The organism is Bradyrhizobium sp. AZCC 1610 (assembly GCF_036924515.1).
Taxonomy (GTDB): domain Bacteria; phylum Pseudomonadota; class Alphaproteobacteria; order Rhizobiales; family Xanthobacteraceae; genus Bradyrhizobium.
Genome location: NZ_JAZHRR010000001.1, coordinates 164,555 through 181,350 on the forward strand (window position 1 = coordinate 164,555; position 16,796 = coordinate 181,350).

Genomic DNA, 16,796 nt, shown 5'->3' on the forward strand with positions numbered 1-16,796 from the left:
GCTTTGAAGGTCGTCATGCGCAGGCTTGATCCGCGCATCCATCCTGCTTCGCAAGAGGCTATTTTCTTGATGGATTGCCGGGTCAAGCCCGGCAATGACAACCGTTTTGACCCGCAAACCGGGATAGCAGGTCCGCCGCAATTTCAGCCGCGGTCTGCGCCGGATTGCGTTACAATGCCTGACATAACACGCCATCGAAGCCTCCGCCGAGGGGGCAGGCCACACAGCGGATCAGGGAGAAAGCTCATGCAGTTCAGGGTTTCGCCTAAAGCGCTCAGCGAGAGCAGTGCCGAGCAATGGCAGGCGCGGGTCGATCTCGCAGCCGCCCACCGGCTGGCCTTCATCCAGGGATTTTCCGAAGGCATCTTCAACCATCTGACCTTGGTGGTGCCGGGCAGGAGCGACCGCTACTACCAGATTCCGTTCGGCACGCATTGGTCCGAGGTCACGGCTTCCTGCTTCATGGAAGTCGGCATCGACGATGGCGAGGTCAAAAGCGGCGAGGGCGAGGTGGAGCGTTCCTGTTATTGCATTCACGCGCCGATCCACAAGGCGCTGCCGCAGGCGAAAGCGGTGTTTCACACCCACATGCCGCATGCCAGCGCGCTAACGCGGCTCGAAGATCCCCGCATCAAGGAGATCGGCCAGACCGAGGTCGGGCTGTCAGGCGCCATCGCCTATGACGATGAATATACCGGCCCGGCGCTCGATCCCGCCGAAGGCGCGCGGCTCGCAAAAGTCATTGGCGACAAGACCGTGCTGTTCATGGCCAATCACGGCATCTCCACCGTCGGCGCGACCGTCGCAGAAGCCTACGACATGCTGTACTACGTCGAGCGCGCCGCCCAGGTGCAGATCTATGCGATGTGGACCGGGCAGAAGCTGAAACAGCTTCCTGCGCCTGTGGTGGAGAAAACCAGGCGCGATTACAAGGACGAGCATCTCTACAAGGGCCCGACCCCGGCTCAGCGGCATTTCGATGCCTTGAAGCGGATGCTGGACCGGAAAGAGCCTGACTACGCGACGTAGTTTTGCTCGTCGCAGTCTTTCCGTCGTCCCTGCGAAAAAGCAGGGACCCATACGCCGCGGCCGGCGGAAAAGGGCAGGCGTAGAGACGTCATGCTTCACCACCAACATTTGTGGTTATGGGCCCCTGCGTTCGCAGGGGCGACGCTGTGGTGGAGTTAGTGGCTCGCCCGCGCGCCAGCCTCCCTGACCTCATCCGCAAATCGATGCCAGATTTCCGGACGCCAGCTTCCATTGGCGGCGCCCGAGGTCGACGGCAATATCCACACCCTGGTATCGCCGATCAACTCCAACTGCTCGCCATAGTCTCGCTTGCCGTCGAAGAATTTCTGTCCGGCCGTCTTGCTGGTGAATGCGAGGAATTGGGGACGAAATGTCGCGATTGCGTTGCTAAGCCGGACGCGATCCGCCGCCGTCAGTTTGGGAAGCGTGGCACGGTCCATTCCCGCGCCGGCTTTCACGAGGTCAGTCAGGCCGATCCCATGTTGCAGCAGGCTGCGATATTGGTGCGGCCGAAGCGGCTCCGGCGTGAGCCGCGTCTCGTGCAGGATCTTCCAGAACTTGTTTTGCCGGTGCGCGTAGTAGGCCCGCTCGGCGGCGGACGTTGTCCCGGCAGCGGTTCCGCACAACACGACGCGAAGGGAATGTTGCAGCAGGTCGCTCAGCACATCAGTCACGGAGCGCAATCCTACTGGCTCGCCCACACGATCCTTGCGATCCAGGCCACGTCTTCAGCGTCCAGCGTGCGGTCGGCCTGTGCCGGGTTGAGCGACTGCAGTTCCAGCGCCTTGGTGGTGCGGCGCTTCAATTCCTTGATCATCACTTCGCCGTCCGACGTTTTGAGCACCACGCGGTCGCCGCGCCGGATCGGCGTCCCCGGCGACACCACGATGATGTCGCCGTCGCGATAAGCAGGCTTCATCGAATCGCCCGAGATCTCCAGCGCGTAGGCATGCTCGTCAGAGGCCTGTGGCAGCGCCACCTCGTCCCAGCCACGGCCGGCGGGAAAGCCGCTCTCGTCGAAATGGCCGCCGCTGCCGGCTTGCGCGAGGCCTAGCAGCGGCACCGATTGCAGGCTGCGCGCGCCGTCGCCGATCAACTGCACAAAGGTGTCGATCGACGAATTGGTCGCGGCCAGCGCCTTGGAAACCGATTCGGTGGAAGGCCAGCGCTCGCGGCCGTCGCCGGTAATGCGCTTGGATTTGTTGAAGGTGGTGGGGTCGAGGCCGCTGCGCCTGGCGAGACCCGAGGGCGACATGCCGGCGCGTTCGGCCAGCCGGTCGAGCGCGGTCCAGACCTGGCTGTGGGTCAGAATCCGTTGCGCCTTGGATTGTCTCGCCATCGAAAATCTCTGAATCGCCTAGGAATTATTGCCTCATTCGGGCGGCTTGCGCAAATCTCGCGTGGCGTTTTCCAGCGAAAGCCTGCCCCGCACATGATGCGGGGTGGATACCGGTTCGCGTGAAGAAACGCGTCAAAACAAGAAAATGGTGCCCGGTTCTGTCGAATCAGAGCCGAACAGGCGTCGCGCCTGGTGCGGCAGCGCTTGAGTTGGCGGCCTGCCGCCTTTACGGTCAGCGGCCACCCGGCCATTTCCGGGAAAATCCCAAGCGACTCAATGACAAGCCCGGAAAGCCGTGCGCACGATCTATAAAATCACTCCTGCCTCGGCCTGGCGCGAGGCCGAACGGCAAGGCGTCTATCGCGGCAGTGCAGACGATCTGCGCGACGGCTTCATTCATTTCTCCACGGCATCCCAGGTCGCCGAGACGGCGCGAAAGCATTATTTCGGCCAGACCGGCCTGTTCCTGGTCGCGGTCGACGCGGACGCGCTCGGCGATGCATTGCGCTGGGAGCCTTCGCGCAACGATGAGCTGTTCCCGCATCTCTACGGCGAACTCGATCTCGGCGCGGTGACCGCGATCCTCGGCATGCGCGCGCGGTCCGATGGCACTCACGACATTCCGGAGCTTGCCCCGTGATCCGCGCCTTCGACGCCTTTTCGCTGCCGCTGCTGCGCTGGTTCGATCCGGAAGACGCGCACCGCATGGCGATCCACGGCCTGCGGCTGCTGCCCCCGGTCAAGCCGCGGGCAGACGATTCGAAGCTGGCGGTGCGGGCCTTTGGCTTGAACTTTCCCAATCCGATCGGAATGGCCGCGGGCTTCGACAAGAGCGCGGAGGTACCAGACGCGCTGCTGCGGCTCGGCTTCGGCTTTGTCGAGATCGGCACCGTGACGCCGAAGCCGCAGGCCGGCAATCCACGACCGCGGCTGTTTCGCCTCGAGCGGGATGAGGCCGTGATCAACCGCATGGGCTTCAACAATGACGGCGCCGAGGCCGCGCTGCGCCGGCTGGCGGCCCGCGCCCACCATGGCGGCATCGTCGGCGTCAATGTCGGGGCCAACAAGGATTCGTCCGACCGCGTCGCTGACTACGTCAAGCTGATCGAGACATTTGCGCCGGTCGCGAGCTATTTCACCGTCAACGTTTCCTCGCCGAATACGCCGGGTCTGCGCAACCTGCAGCAATCCGCAGCGCTCGATGATCTCCTCGCGAAGGTGATCGATGCGCGGGAACGGGTACGCAGGAATGCCGGCGATTCGCCGGTGCTGCTGAAGATCGCGCCGGATCTGAGTTTGACTGAACTCGACGACGTCGTGCACATCGCGCGCTCGCGCCGGGTCGACGGCATGATCGTCGCCAACACCACGCTGGCGCGTCCCGCCACCTTGCGCGAACAGGCTCGCGCGAAAGAGCAGGGCGGATTATCCGGGCGGCCGCTGTTCCGGCTGTCGACGCGCATGGTGGCCGAGACCTATGTCCGCACCGAAGGCGCGTTTCCGCTGATCGGCGTCGGCGGCATCGACACCGGTGGCGCGGCGCTGACAAAGATCCGCGCCGGCGCCAGCCTGATCCAGCTCTACTCGTCGCTGGTCTACAAGGGCCTCGGGCTGGTCGACGACATCAAGAACGATCTGGCCTCGACGTTGCTGCGCACCGGGCGCGACTCGCTGTCGGAGATCGTCGGCGCGGATGCTGCGACGATCACCGCCGAGGACTGGCCGGTGCAGTAGCTACGACAACGGGCCGTAGCCCGGATGGAGCGCAGCGCAATCCGGGATGGACCACCCGTTTGCACAAAGGCCCCGGATTTCGCTTCGCTGCATCCGGGCTACGAACCGAACGACTTCCTCAACAGCGCCGGATATCTCAACGCCTCGAGCCCGCCGCGCGCCGCATAGTGCACCAGGAACGCCGCCCACAGCCCGGCATTTCCGAACGAACGCAACGTAAACCACGCGCCGAGAAAAATCAGAAGCGCCAGCACCATCAGGTTGCGCATGTCGCGCGCCCAGGTGGCGCCAATATAGACACCGTCATGGGCAAAGGCGAATACGCCGAGCAGCGGCGCAAAGATCACGAACGGCAGATAATCCCGCGCGATGCGCCGTACGTCCACGCTCGCCGTCATCATGTCGATCAGCGCCGGGCCAAACAGCAGAAAAGTCCCGGCCACCGCAAGGGCAAAGCCAAAGCCCCAGATGACAACGAGCTTCACTGCGCCGGCGAAAGCATTCTTGTCGCGTGCGCCATAGGCGCGGCCGCAAAGCTGCTCGGCGGCGTTCGCGAGACCGTCGAGGAAGAAGGCGCTGATCAGGAGAAAATTGTTCAGCACCGCATTGGCGGCGAGCGTCATGTCGCCGGCGCGCGCACCCTGCGAGGTGAAGAACAGGAACGCCACGATCAGCGATGCCGTGCGGATCAGGATGTCACGATTGACCGAGAGCATTCGCATCAGCTTGGTGCTGTCAAACAGCGTGGCGCTGGATATCGCGAGTTGGCCTTGCGAGAGACGGTGTGCGATCAGGCCACCGAGCGCGAGGCCCGCCGCCTCCGCAATCAACGCGGCGATCGCAGCACCGGCAATGCCGAGGTCGAGTACCAGCACCAGCAGCACCGTTGCCGCCATGTTGATCAGGTTGATGGTGACCTGCGTGCCGAGCGCCAGTTTGGCGCGAGCCTGTCCGATCAGCCATCCCAGCACGACATAGTTGCCGAGCGCCAGCGGCGCGGACCAGATCCGGATTGTAAAATAGGTCTTCGCGGCGCGCGTGACGCCTTCGCTGCCGCCCATCGCGCCGAGCAGCAGGGCCGCGAGCGGGATCTGCAAGGCCATGAGAGCCGTCCCTATCAGCGCCGCGACGATCAGCCCGCGTAGCAGGATCGCGCGCAATTCCGAGGTCTCGCCTGATCCCAGCGACTGCGCCGCAAACGCTAACGTGCTCATGCGCAGGAAGCCGAACAGCCAGAACATGCAGTCGAACAGCACCGAGGCCATCGCCACGCCGCCGAGCATCGCGGCGTCGCCGAGGCGTCCGATCGCCGTGGTCGAGACGATGCCGATCAGCGGCGTGGTCAGGTTCGCGACCATCGCGGGACCGGCGATGGCAAACACCTGCGCCGTCGTGACCCTGGATGGAGCGACGGGCGAATGCATGCCTAGAGCTCGACGACCATGCCGTCATGGGCGGCCGTGTAGGGCAGTTCGCCCAGCCTGCCGAGCATGTCGTCGCTCATATGGGTCAGGATCAGGTGTTTCGGATTGATGTCGGGGAGATGCGCTGCCAGCGTTTTCAGGCTGAGATGGTTCTTGACGATCTTGTCGTAGTAATAAGCCTCGGCGATGAACAGGTCGGCGTCGCGCCCGGCCGGGATCAGCGTCTCCGTCCATTCGGTGTCGGCGCTGTAGGTGATGACGCGATCCTCGGCCTCGATCCGGTAAGCCAGGAACGGCCCGCCCGATTCGCCGTGGATGACGGGATAAGGCGTCACCTTGACGTCGCCGAAAGTCCGGCTCTGCTCCGGCTCCAGTGCTACGACGGAAAGATCGAAGCGCGGCTTGGTCTTCGAGGAATGCTCGAACAGCGCCTCCATCAGATTGGCGAGTTTCGTCTCGATCCCCTGTGGACCAGCAATCACCAGCGGCCGCGAGCGCCGCGTGAACTGCGCGTCCAGCAGCAGAAACGGCAAGCCCGCAAAATGGTCGCCGTGGAAATGCGTGATCAGGATCAGGTCGATGGCCTCGCGCGCGATGCCGAGACGCTTCAGCGCCGGCAGCGACGACGCGCCGCAATCGATCAGGAAATTGACGCTTGCGCCCGTGACGTGGAAGCAGGTGTTGAACCTGCCGCCGGAACCGAACGCGTCGCCGCAGCCGACAAATCGCAATTGCATCGGCCGTTACCGCCTATGGAGTGGTTATCGCCCGCGAGAGCTGCCGAACAGCCGCGACAGCAGCCAGATCGGGACCACGATCACGGCGCCGAGCAGGAAGTAGCGCCACAGCCAGTTGACGGCGTCGAAGCCGAGATCCCACAGCCGCTGGAACAGCATGCGAATGCTGTGCACAATATTCCAGGGGTCGAAGCCGATGGCGGCGAGCACCACGCCCACCAGGATCGACAGCAGGATCAGCCGGAATGCGACCGATAGCGGCGAGCCGCCGAGAAAGCGGTACAGGCCGTCATTGCTGGCCGGCAGGTCTCTGACGTCGTTGGGCATCGGTTTCTCCTCGCGGGTCGCGCGCATTATAGGCACGGCGGGGCACATGGGGAACCCGCTCGTATCAGTCAATGGCGGCTATGCGCCGCCGGAATGTTAATTTGCTGTCACGTCTTTGAGCATCCGCTCCAGCGTCTCCAGCCGGTCCGCCTCGCGCGGCGGCTTGTCCCAGCGCAAGCGGCTGATGCGCGGAAACCGCATCGCGACGCCGGATTTGTGCCGCGGCGAGCGGGCCAGCCCCTCGAACGCGACTTCCAGCACCAGGCCCTGGTCCGGCTCGTGCACGACATGGCGCACGGGGCCAAATTTTTCCGTCGTGTTGCGGCGGACGAACCGGTCGATCTGCAGCAGTTCCTCGTCGGTGAAGCCGAAATAGGCTTTTCCGACCGGCACCAGTTGCTCGCCGTCCTCGCCCGAGGTCCAGACGCCGAAGGTGTAGTCCGAATAATAGGACGAGCGCTTGCCGTGGCCGCGCTGCGCATACATCAGCACGGCATCGATGATGTGCGGGTCGCGCTTCCATTTCCACCACTGGCCCCTGGGCCGGCCCGGCAGATAGGGCGCGTCGCGGCGCTTCAGCATGACGCCCTCGACCGCCTCGGCATCCTCGCCCGCGCCGGCGCTTGCGGGGTCGGCGCGGGCGGCCATCAGCGCCTCCCAGCTATCGAAGGCAACCGTCGGCGACAGGTCGATGCGCGGGTCGTCAAGCTTTCTGACGAAAGCCTCGAGATGCGCGCGGCGCTCAACGAACGGCAGTTCGCGCAGGTCGTTCTCATCGTCGCCGAGCAGATCGTAGGCGCGCAGATGAATGGGAAAATCCTTCATCAGTTTCGGTGAAACGACCTTTCTGTTCAGCCGCTGCTGCAGCACGTTGAAGGTCTGCACGCGTCCCTCGCGCAGCACCAGCAGTTCGCCATCGATGGCGCCGGGCAGATGCAGCGACGGCACGAGGTCGGGAAAGCTCTTGGTGATGTCCTCGCCGGTGCGCGAATAGAGCCGTGCCTGCATGTGACCGCGCTCATCGCGGCCCGAGACCGCCTGCACGCGAATGCCGTCCCATTTCCATTCCGTGATGAAGTCCGCAGGATCGAGACTGGCGAAATCCGCATCCTCGATCGCATGCGCCAGCATGACAGGGCGAAACGGCGCGGGATCGCGGTTGACCGGCTTGTCGCCGCGGCCTTCGAGCCAGGCGAACAGGTCGAGATAGGGCGGGACGAGCGCCGGCCAGATCAACTCGATCTCGTGCGGGTCCTTGTTGCCAAGCGCGGCAGCCGCGGTTTTCGCCAGCCGCGCCGAAATCCCGATTCGCATCGCGCCGGTGACGAGCTTTAGCAGCGCCCAGCGGCCGGTCTCGTCGAGCTCGTCGAGCCAGCGCGCGAGCTGTTTTGGTAGCTCGGTCTTGCCGAGCGTGCGGAGCGTGGCGACGACCTCGGAGAGGGTGGGCGGCGGCGGGTTGTTGTGGCCGGGCAGCTGGATCTTCGGCCACATCAGCGCAACCGTCTCGGATAAATCACCGACATAATCATACGACAGCGCGAACAGCACCGGATCGGTGCGATCGGCGATCAAATCGCGGATCAGCCCAGACTTGGCGTGCTTGAACGACAGCGCGCCGGTCAGCGCCGCCAGCGCGTAGCCGCGGTCGGGATCGGGCGTGTCGCGAAAATAGGCCGTGATCAGCCGCAGCTTGTTGTTGCGGCCGGGCTCGTAGGCGAGGCGATCCAGGAGTTCGGCAAAGCGGTTCATACCTCGGCCTCGTCGGCCGCGGCCACCTCGTGCTCCTCTTCGTCGCCGTAGCCCACCAGATCGAGGGGCCGTGCGGCAAGCCCGCGCGCCTTGCACCAATGCACCAGCGCGTCTTCCTGCCCATGCGTGACCCAGATCTCGCCGGCACCGGTAGCCGCGATCGTCGCAGTCAGGCCGTCCCAATCGGCGTGGTCTGATATCACCAGCGGCAGTTCGATGCCGCGCTGGCGGGCACGCGCCCGCACCCGCATCCAGCCCGAGGCGAACGCCGTGACCGGATCGGGAAAACGTCGCGTCCAAATGTCAGAGGTGGCCGATGGCGGTGCCAGCGTGATGGTGCCGGCGAGATCGGCCTTCTTCACGCCTTTGACCGCGCGCAGCTCGCCGAGCGCGACACCACGGGTTTCATAATAGCGCGTGATCGCCTCCATCGCGCCGTGCAGATAGATCGGCGCATCGTAACCTTGCTCGCGCAGCAGCGCGATCACGCGCTGCGCCTTGCCGAGGGAATAGGCGCCGACCAGATGCGCGCGCTCCGGAAACAGCGCGACGGATGCCAGCAGTTTCTTCACCTCATCCGCCGCATCGCCATGGCGAAATACCGGCAGGCCGAAGGTGGCCTCGGTGATAAAGACGTCACAGGGCACGACTTCAAATGGCGTGCAGGTCGGGTCGATGGCGTCCTTGTAGTCGCCCGAGGCGACGATGCAGGTGTCCTTGCAGGTCACCGCGATCTGCGCCGAGCCCAGCACGTGGCCCGCGGGATGGAATTTGATTTTGACGTCGCCGAGCGCAATTTCTTCGCCATAGCGCACCGCCTGCGTGGTGCGAGCAAGATTGTCGCCATAGCGCAGCCGCATCATGTCGAGCGTTTCCTGCGTGGCGAGCACTGCGCCATGGCCGGGTCGGGCATGATCGGAATGGCCGTGAGTAATGACGGCGCGCTCGACCGGGCGGACCGGGTCGATGTGGAAGCCGCCCGGCTTGCAGCACAGGCCGGCGGGAAGGGGGATCAGGATGTCCTGCGGACGCATTTCGTCTATATAGGCGGTCTGCTTTGGATGTTTAGCCGTGCGATGTTAGCCGTCATGCGCGGGCTTGACCCGCGCATCCATTTTTTGAGAATTCATTGTTTTTGATGGATGGCCGGGTTAAGCCCGGCGACAACTGGTTTCTGAAATGCCTGCCCGCCTTCTTCTGTCCTCCGGCGATCTGATGGCCGACCGCCGGTTCGAATTTGCCCGCGATCTGCAATTGAAGGGCAACTTGCCGGCCGCCGCCGATCTGCTGATGCAGGCGATCGAGCTGACGCCGGATTTCACGTCCGCCTGGTTCACGCTCGCCGGCATCCGCGAAGAACTCGGCGAGCGCGATGCGGCGATTGCGGCGTTTCAAAAGGCCAGGGCCGGCGATCCCGGTGACCGCCACGGCGCCGGGTTGCGGCTGATGCGGCTTGGCGCAGAGCCCGTGTCGAGCATGCCGCAGGCCTATGTGCAGACCCTGTTCGATCAATATGCACCGCGGTTTGAATCCTCGCTGGTGGACGAACTCGGCTATCGCGGTCCGAAGTTGTTATTCCGCGCGGTGTCGTCGGTACGCGCGGCGGCGCGCAAGCCGGCGTTTTTCAAGCGCGCCATCGATCTCGGCTGCGGCACCGGGCTTGCCGCATCAGCCTTCGCCAGGGGGGTCGATCATTTCATCGGCGTCGATCTGTCGCCGCGCATGATCGAGCGGGCGCGCGCCACGGGCCTCTACGCCGAGCTTGATATCGCCGACATGCTGCAGGGTCTGCGTGCGCGGCCGGACGCCAGAGCCGATCTCATTCTCGCCGCGGACGCCATGGTGTACGTCGCCGACCTCGCGCCGGTTCTCGCCGAGGCCGCTCGCGTGCTGGCCCCCGGCGGGCTGCTCGCCTTCACCACCGAAACCCATGACGGCGAAGGCGTCGTCATCAGCCAAGGGCTGCGCTACGCCCATGCGGCTGCCTATGTGCGCGCTGCGGTCGAATCCGCAGGCCTCAAATTGCCCCTGCTGGAAGATCGCTCGGCCCGCAACGAGGACAACACGCCGGTTCCCGGGCTGGTCGCCGTCGCCGCAAAAACTTGAGTCTAGACGCTACGCGCTCGCCGAATGGCGCATTGCGTGCGACACGTCAGCTATTGCCACTGACGCCGGAATGCCGGATCAAGGCTCCCATAAGGGAGAAACAACAATGAAGAACAAACAAACGCGCCGCGAATTCGGCGCCACCGCGCTTGCCACCGTCCTCGCATCCGCCATGCCCTCGCCATCAGTCTGGGCGGCGGAGAAGAAATACGATCCGGGCGCCAGCGACACCGAAATCAAGCTCGGACAGACCGTGCCGCATTCCGGTCCCGGCTCGCTTTACGGCGTGCTCGGTCGCGTCGGCGAAGTCTATTTCCAGATGCTGAACGAAAAGGGCGGCATCAACGGACGCAAGGTGAAGTTCCTCAGCATGGACGACGCCTACAGCGCGCCGAAATGCGTCGAGGCGACGCGGCGACTGGTCGAGCAGGAGGAAGTGCTGGCGCTGTACGGCTCGCTCGGCACCGCGCCCCAGACCGCCGTGCACAAATATCTCAACTCGAAGGGCGTGCCGCAGCTGCTGCTCAATACCGGCGCGTCGAAATGGAACGATCCGAAGAATTTCAAATGGACCATGGCGGGCCTGCCGCTCTATCCGACCGAAGCGCGCATTCTCGCCAGGCATGTCGTGGCTGTGAAGCCGAACGCCAGGATCGGCATCCTCTACCAGAACGACGATTTCGGCCGCGATTTCCTCGCGCCCTTCAAGAAGGTGTTGGCGGATGCCGGCGGCACCGCCAAGGTGATCATGGAGCAGACCTACGATCTGACCGAACCGACGATCGATTCGCAGCTCATCAATCTCTCGAAATCTGGCGCGGATGTTTTCTACAATATCTCGACCGGCAAGGCGTCGTCGCAGTCGATCCGCAGAGTCGCCGAACTCGGCTGGAAGCCGCTGCATCTCCTGTCCGCGGGATCGACGGGGCGCTCGATTCTCAGCGCCGCCGGCCTCGAGAACTGCGCGGGCATCGTCGCGATCCGCTACGCCAAGGAGGTCGGCGTGCCGCGCTTCGAGAAGGATCCCGATGTGATGGCGTTCGAGGAGCTGCGCAAAAAGTACCTGCCCAATGTCGATCCTGACAACACCATCGCGTTTGCCGGATACGGCCAGGTGGTGGCGATGGCGGAGATTTTGCGCCGTTGCGGCGACGAGCTCACCCGCGCCAACGTTCTGAAGCAGGCCACGACGCTGGCGGGCTTCCATTCCCCGTACATGCTGGACGGCGTAACGTATAGCTACACGCCCGACGACTACACCCCGATGAAGACGCTCTATATCTCGATCTTCAACGGCAAGGACTGGGATATTTCGGACAAGCCGGTGACGGAGTAGGAGACTTACTCCGCTGCATCCTCTCCCTCTCCCCGTTCTTCACGGGGTCGAGACGAGCGAAGCTCGCTCTTAGAAGGCAGGGGTGAGGGGCTCTCTCCGCGCGGACGGTGACCAGAGCGCCCGCGGAGAGAGCCCCTCACCCGGCGCTACGCGCCCGACCTCTAAGAGCGAGCTTCGCTCGTCTCGACCCCGCGAAGAGCGGGGCGAGGTGACTTCCGAGGCCGGCCCTCGACGAACCCGCCCTGACGGCTTACCTCTTCTCCGTGCCGTCGCCCGATCCCTTGCCCTTCACGCCGCTTGAAACGGCTGCGCTGCTGCCCGACCGCTTCCGGCGCTGGTTCGCCGCACGCCGCTGGTCGCCGCGCGAGCATCAACTTGCGTTGCTGGCAAAAGCCAGCGACGACCGCTCGGCGCTGCTGATCGCGCCGACCGGCGCCGGCAAGACGCTGGCCGGATTCCTGCCGACGCTGGTGGAGCTTTCTTCTCCCGCCGCCTCAAAGGGCGGTGGCGAGAAGAGCCTCATCTCCACCGGCCGCACCGTGAGACGGACCGGCGGCCTCCACACCCTCTACATCTCGCCGCTGAAGGCACTCGCGGTCGACATCGCGCGCAATCTGGAAGCGCCGATCGCCGAGATGAGCTTGCCGATCAAGGTCGAGACCCGCACCGGCGACACGCCGGTGTCGCGGCGGCAGCGGCAGCGGCGCTATCCGCCGGACATCCTGCTCACCACGCCCGAACAACTGGCGTTGTTGCTGTCGTCCGACGACGCGCCGTTCCTGTTCTCCTCACTCAAGCGCATTGTGCTCGACGAATTGCATGCACTCGTCACCTCCAAGCGCGGCGATCTGCTGTCGCTTGGCCTCGCGCGGCTGTGGCGGCTGGCGCCGGAGATGCGCGCGATCGGGCTGTCGGCAACCGTGGCCGAGCCGGAATCGCTGGCGCGGTTTCTGGTGCCGCAGCGCGACGGCCGGGAGGTCTCCGCCGACATCGTCGTGGCCGGCGGCGCCGCAGCGCCTGTTGTCGAGATGCTCGACACCAAAGAGCGGCTGCCATGGGCTGGTCATACCGCGCGCCATGCGCTCGGCGAAATGTACGAGCTGATCAAGCGCAACAAGACGACGCTGATCTTCGTCAATACCCGCAGCCAGGCCGAAATGCTGTTCCAGGACTTTTGGCGCATGAACGACGACGGCCTCGCCATCGCCCTGCATCACGGCTCGCTCGACGTCGCCCAGCGCCGCAAGGTCGAGGACGCGATGGCGGCCGGAAAGCTGCGCGGCGTGGTCTGCACGTCCTCGCTCGACCTTGGCATCGATTGGGGCGACATCGATCTCGTCGTCAATGTCGGCGCGCCCAAGGGCGCCTCGCGCCTGATGCAAAGAATCGGTCGCGCCAACCACCGGCTCGATGAACCCTCGCGCGCCGTCCTGATCCCGGCCAACCGTTTCGAAGTGCTGGAGTGCCGCGTCGCCATCGATGCGATCGCCGAAAATGCACAGGATACGCCGCCCTTGCGCACCGGCGCGCTCGACGTGCTGGCGCAGCACGTGCTCGGCTGCGCCTGCGGCGAGCCGTTTCTGTCGGATGAACTCTACGCGGAAGTTCTGACGTCGGCGCCTTACGCATCGCTAACGCGGACCGATTTCGACGATGTGGTCGATTTCGTCGCCACCGGCGGCTATGCGCTGAAGACCTACGAGCGCTTCGCGCGCATCAAGCAGGATAAGCAGGGACGCTGGCGCGTCGCCAACCCAAAAGTGCGGCAGAGCTACCGCCTCAACGTCGGCACCATCGTCGAAGAGGCCATGTTGAAGGTAAAGCTGGTGCGCGGACGCGGCAGCGGGGCCGGCTCCACCGGCATGATCGGCCGCGGCGGCAGGATGCTGGGCGAGATCGAGGAGTATTTCATCGAGGGGCTGGTCACTGGCGACACCTTCGTGTTCGGCGGCGAGATCGTGCGCTACGAGGCGCTGGTCGAGGATCAGGTCTATGTCTCTCGCTCCAACGACAGGGATGCCAAGGTGCCGTCGTACATGGGCGGCAAGTTTCCGCTGTCCACCTATCTGGCCGAACGCGTGCGGAAATTGCTGGACGACCGGCGGCAATGGAATGCGCTGCCGGAGCAGGTGCGCGACTGGCTGTCGCTGCAGCGGGATTTTTCACTTGTGCCGGCGGTGCGGGAACTGCTGGTCGAAACCTTTCCCCGCGGCAACAAGCATTACATGGTGTGCTATCCGTTCGAGGGCCGGCTTGCACACCAGACACTCGGCATGCTGCTGACGCGGCGGATGGAGCGCGCACGGGTGCGGCCGCTCGGCTTCGTCGCCAATGAATATGCGCTGGCGGTGTGGGGCCTCGGCGACATGTCGTTCATGATCCGCCACGGCAAGCTCGATCTCGCCGCCCTGTTCGCCGCCGACATGCTCGGCGACGACCTCGAGGCGTGGCTGGCGGAATCCGCGCTGATGAAGCGGACCTTCCGCAATTGCGCGCTGATCTCCGGCCTGATTCCGCGCCGCTTCACCGGCGAGGAGAAGAGCCGCCGACAGGTGCTGTTCTCGACCGACCTCGTCTATGACGTGTTGCGCAAGCATCAGGCCGACCACGTGCTGCTGCGCGCGGCGCGCGCGGACGCCGCCGCCGGCCTGCTCGATCTCAAGCGTCTGGGTGATATGCTCTCGCGCATTCGGGGGCGAATCACCCATCGGGAACTCGAACATGTTTCGCCGCTCGCCGTGCCCGTGATGCTGGAAATCGGCCGCGAGTCAGTCTATGGCGAAGCAGGAGATGAGTTGCTGGCGGAAGCCGCCGATGAACTCATCAAAGAGGCGATGGGATAGGCTGTCGCAGAGAAGAGAAATGAATCGACGGCGCGCGAATCTCTCAACATCGTCATGCCCGGGCTTGACCCGGGCATCCACGTCTTTCTTTGTGAGGCCAAGGCGTGGATGGCCGGGACGAGCCCGGCCATGACGGAGAATGTGGTTCTCTCCGTCGCTACGCCGAGCGCTCTGGAAGTTGCGGATGTGACGTTTCTCGCCGACCTCTCCGGCGCGCTGTTCTGGCAGGAGCAGCGGCTGCTCGTCGTCTCCGACCTGCATCTGGAAAAGGGCTCCAGTTTTGCGACGCGCGGCGTGCTGCTGCCGCCATACGATACCGTCGCGACACTGAGCCGTCTCACCGCCGTGATCGCGCGGCATGACCCGCGCATGGTGATTGCGCTCGGCGACAGTTTTCATGATCGCACTGCACATGAACGGCTGTCGGCGTCCGACCGCGAGGCGCTCTCGGCGATGCAGGCGCGGCGCGACTGGATCTGGATTTCGGGTAATCACGATCCGGCGCTGCCGTCCGATCTCGGCGGCGTGGTAGCGAGCGAAGTCGCGATCGGCCCGATTGCATTTCGCCATGAGCCGACCGGGGCGGCGGGCGAAATCGCCGGCCATCTGCATCCCAAGGCCCGCGTCGCCACCAGGGGACGATCGATGGAGCGGCGATGTTTCGCCTCCGACGGCGAACGCGCCGTGATGCCGGCGTTCGGCGCTTACACTGGCGGCTTGAGCATCCGCGATGTGGCGTTTTCAAAAATCTTCGGCGCGCCGGGCTTCATAGCGCATGTGCTCGGTGACAACCGCGTGCACACCATCGCCGCCTCGCGGTGCTATTGAAATGCCTATGCTGCCATCACTCCATGACGATTTCCTCGTCGCCTACGAAGTGAACTGCGAAGCTCGCCAAATCAAGCTTTACGCGAAGCCTGATACACGAGCCCCGAGAAACGAAAAGTGGACGACCTGCACTATCGTTTTCAACGGTGTTGAAGGATACCAATTCGAGCACGATGCGTTCGGCAACATCATCTATTCATTGGACGCAGTTCCCGTCGAGCAACTGCTCACCGAATTTGGCTCACAAATAGCGGAGTCTTATCGTATGGGGGGTGCCCCAGGTCCCTGGGCAGCGGATCTAGCCTCCGCAGGGCAGATGCTAGTTGCAATGGGCGTGCGGGGCTTCATTCTAAGTTCGTCGTATGGTCTCTCTGGTTGGGTGCTTGCCAAGGAAGCATTGGTTGAGCAGACGTAGTCCGCCGATCCTTACGCCGCCTTCGCCTCGACGCTGTCGCAGAACTCCGCAAGACGATCGGCGAGCCGCAACGTCGCCGGACTTGCATCGGGCGAGGCCATCAGCGCCACTTCGGTCTTGTCGATCGGGGCAAAGCCCTCCTTCGCCGTGAGCACGCGATGGCCGGGCTGGATCGCGATGTCGGAGAGAATGCTCAGGCCCAGTCCCGCGGCGACCGCGGCCTGGATGCCGGCGAGGCCTGAACTCGTATAGGCCATGTGCCAGGAACGGCCTTCGCTTTCGAGCGCATGGATCGCGCGCGCCCGATAAAGGCAGCCGGCGGGAAAACCGATCAGCGGCACCGAGCCGGAGCTGATGTCGAGCGGATGGATCTTGCTGGTGACCCAGTGCACTTTCTCGGGCCATACCGCGATCGCGCCCTTCTCGCCGGCGTCGCGCTTGAGCAGCGCCAGATCGAGATCGCCGCGCTCGATGTCACGCCGCAGATTCGTGCTCTGGTCGGCGCGGACGTCGAGCCGCAGCCCCGGCCGTGAGCGCGAAAACGTCGCCAGCAGCTTGGCGAGGCGGTAGGCGGCGAAATCCTCGGGGATGCCGAGCCGCACCGCGCCCTCGCTCTCGGGGCGCCCCACCACGTCGCGCGCTTCTTCGGCAAGCGCCAGCAGGCGCCGCGCATAGGACAACAGCCGCTCGCCGGCTTCGGTCGGCGTCACATCCTTGCCGTTGCGGTTTAACAGCGGTTGGCCGACATCGTCTTCCAGCCGCTTGATCTGCTGGCTGACGGTCGATTGGGTGCGGTGGACGCGTTCGCCGGCGCGGGTGAAGCCGCCGGAATCGACGACGGAGACGAAACTGCGCAGGAGCTCCAGATCGAGCATGTCAATGCTCCATTTATGAATCCACTGCATATCAGTTTATCATTTAATTTCCAA

Annotated in this window: 16 protein-coding genes; 8 read left to right on the top strand and 8 right to left on the bottom strand. The window is 64.3% G+C overall.

Translation table 11 applies throughout. The features are described 5' to 3' along the window. Positions 1-246 precede the first annotated feature (246 nt). Complete coding sequence (locus tag V1279_RS00815; protein ID WP_334431606.1) at positions 247-1,029, top strand: class II aldolase/adducin family protein; 783 nt, start codon at positions 247-249, stop codon at positions 1,027-1,029. A 155-nt stretch (positions 1,030-1,184) separates the two neighbouring features. Here the strand turns inward: V1279_RS00815 and V1279_RS00820 are convergent, their stop codons facing one another. Together V1279_RS00820 and V1279_RS00825 are read right to left on the bottom strand one after the other, a co-directional pair. Further along, on the bottom strand, positions 1,185-1,703 hold the full coding sequence (locus V1279_RS00820) for a mismatch-specific DNA-glycosylase (RefSeq protein WP_334431608.1): 519 nt from the start codon (positions 1,701-1,703) through the stop codon (positions 1,185-1,187). Between the two features lie 11 nt (positions 1,704-1,714). After that, the gene (locus V1279_RS00825) at positions 1,715-2,368 is read right to left on the bottom strand and encodes a S24 family peptidase (protein ID WP_334431610.1); all 654 of its coding nucleotides are present in this window, start codon (positions 2,366-2,368) and stop codon (positions 1,715-1,717) included. A 295-nt stretch (positions 2,369-2,663) separates the two neighbouring features. Between V1279_RS00825 and V1279_RS00830 the strand changes: the two genes are divergently transcribed. Further along, positions 2,664-3,008 (top strand): DUF952 domain-containing protein, encoded by a 345-nt coding sequence (locus tag V1279_RS00830; RefSeq protein WP_334431612.1) that lies wholly within the window; start codon positions 2,664-2,666, stop codon positions 3,006-3,008. Then, positions 3,005-4,102 (top strand): quinone-dependent dihydroorotate dehydrogenase, encoded by a 1,098-nt coding sequence (locus V1279_RS00835; protein WP_334431614.1) that lies wholly within the window; start codon positions 3,005-3,007, stop codon positions 4,100-4,102. The genes V1279_RS00830 and V1279_RS00835 overlap by 4 nt, the downstream gene beginning before the upstream one ends. 98 nt (positions 4,103-4,200) lie before the next feature. Here the strand turns inward: V1279_RS00835 and V1279_RS00840 are convergent, their stop codons facing one another. The 5 genes from V1279_RS00840 to V1279_RS00860 all read right to left on the bottom strand — a co-directional run bounded on the left by V1279_RS00840 (position 4,201) and on the right by V1279_RS00860 (position 9,373). Next, positions 4,201-5,526 (bottom strand): MATE family efflux transporter, encoded by a 1,326-nt coding sequence (locus tag V1279_RS00840; RefSeq protein WP_334431616.1) that lies wholly within the window; start codon positions 5,524-5,526, stop codon positions 4,201-4,203. A gap of 2 nt (positions 5,527-5,528) precedes the next feature. Beyond that, positions 5,529-6,263 (bottom strand): MBL fold metallo-hydrolase, encoded by a 735-nt coding sequence (locus tag V1279_RS00845; RefSeq protein WP_334431618.1) that lies wholly within the window; start codon positions 6,261-6,263, stop codon positions 5,529-5,531. Between the two features lie 24 nt (positions 6,264-6,287). Then, positions 6,288-6,590 carry a DUF6460 domain-containing protein gene (locus tag V1279_RS00850; protein ID WP_334431620.1) on the bottom strand — a complete coding sequence of 101 codons (303 nt, stop codon included), beginning with the start codon at positions 6,588-6,590 and terminating at the stop codon, positions 6,288-6,290. A 96-nt stretch (positions 6,591-6,686) separates the two neighbouring features. Beyond that, positions 6,687-8,339, bottom strand: coding sequence for a cisplatin damage response ATP-dependent DNA ligase (locus V1279_RS00855; protein ID WP_334431622.1), 1,653 nt, complete (start codon positions 8,337-8,339; stop codon positions 6,687-6,689). Next, entirely contained in the window at positions 8,336-9,373 is a 1,038-nt protein-coding gene (locus tag V1279_RS00860) for a ligase-associated DNA damage response exonuclease (RefSeq protein WP_334431624.1), read from the bottom strand. The genes V1279_RS00855 and V1279_RS00860 overlap by 4 nt, the downstream gene beginning before the upstream one ends. 145 nt (positions 9,374-9,518) lie before the next feature. Here V1279_RS00860 and V1279_RS00865 point away from each other — a divergent pair, with 145 nt between their 5' ends. The 5 genes from V1279_RS00865 (at position 9,519) to V1279_RS00885 (ending at position 15,867) form a co-directional block, all read left to right on the top strand. Beyond that, positions 9,519-10,445, top strand: a complete 927-nt coding sequence (locus tag V1279_RS00865; protein WP_334431626.1) for a class I SAM-dependent DNA methyltransferase — start codon at positions 9,519-9,521, stop codon at positions 10,443-10,445. 106 nt (positions 10,446-10,551) lie between these two features. Beyond that, the gene (locus V1279_RS00870) at positions 10,552-11,781 is read left to right on the top strand and encodes an ABC transporter substrate-binding protein (protein ID WP_334431628.1); all 1,230 of its coding nucleotides are present in this window, start codon (positions 10,552-10,554) and stop codon (positions 11,779-11,781) included. Between the two features lie 263 nt (positions 11,782-12,044). After that, a complete protein-coding gene (locus tag V1279_RS00875; protein WP_334431630.1) occupies positions 12,045-14,624 on the top strand; it encodes a ligase-associated DNA damage response DEXH box helicase in 2,580 nt (859 codons plus the stop codon). A 129-nt stretch (positions 14,625-14,753) separates the two neighbouring features. After that, positions 14,754-15,452, top strand: a complete 699-nt coding sequence (gene pdeM / locus V1279_RS00880) for a ligase-associated DNA damage response endonuclease PdeM (protein WP_334431632.1) — start codon at positions 14,754-14,756, stop codon at positions 15,450-15,452. Positions 15,453-15,459: 7 nt separating this feature from the next. Continuing rightward, a complete protein-coding gene (locus tag V1279_RS00885) occupies positions 15,460-15,867 on the top strand; it encodes a hypothetical protein (RefSeq protein ID WP_334431634.1) in 408 nt (135 codons plus the stop codon). A gap of 11 nt (positions 15,868-15,878) precedes the next feature. Here V1279_RS00885 and V1279_RS00890 read toward each other — a convergent pair whose 3' ends face one another. Beyond that, positions 15,879-16,742 carry a LysR family transcriptional regulator gene (locus tag V1279_RS00890; RefSeq protein WP_334431636.1) on the bottom strand — a complete coding sequence of 288 codons (864 nt, stop codon included), beginning with the start codon at positions 16,740-16,742 and terminating at the stop codon, positions 15,879-15,881. Positions 16,743-16,796 lie beyond the last annotated feature (54 nt).